The sequence below is a fragment of the Variovorax sp. RTB1 genome (genome assembly GCF_035018765.1).
Classification (GTDB): Bacteria; Pseudomonadota; Gammaproteobacteria; order Burkholderiales; family Burkholderiaceae_C; genus Variovorax.
This window is the reverse complement of the sequence record NZ_JASJXG010000124.1, coordinates 1-421: the sequence shown is the minus strand read 5'-3', so window position 1 is coordinate 421 and position 421 is coordinate 1. Positions and strand designations below refer to the sequence as shown.

Below are 421 nucleotides of genomic sequence, written 5' to 3'. Positions count from 1 at the left end.
ATCAGATAATAATGAGTTAACAATCCTGAAAATAAGGACGATAAAGGTGTAACCCACTCAAGCCAGATCATGTTCAATCTCGACGTGCTGCGCACTTTCTCTACCGGCATCGCGCTCGGCAGCTATGCGCGCGCCGCCGATAGGCTGGGCCGCTCGACCTCAGCCGTGAGCGCGCAGCTAAAGAAGCTGGAGTCGCAGGCCGGTACCGTGCTGTTTCGCAAACAGGGGCGCGGCCTGGCACTCACCGATGCCGGCGAAACGCTGTTGGCCTACGCACACCGCATGCTCGAACTCGACGACGAAGCCAGCGCCGCCATGCGCGGCGCCGACCTGCAGGGCTGGGTGCGGCTAGGCCTGCAGGAAGATTTCAGCGAGACGCTGCTGCCCGCCGTGCTGGGCCGCTTCGCCCGCGCGCACCCCA

At 62.9% G+C, this 421-nt stretch carries 1 protein-coding gene; it reads left to right on the top strand.

Annotated features, from left to right (window positions below):
• Positions 1-69: 69 nt before the first annotated feature.
• Positions 70-421, top strand: a 352-nt coding sequence (locus tag QN397_RS26630) for a LysR family transcriptional regulator (protein ID WP_323502523.1), incomplete at its 3' end; no start/stop codon positions are given.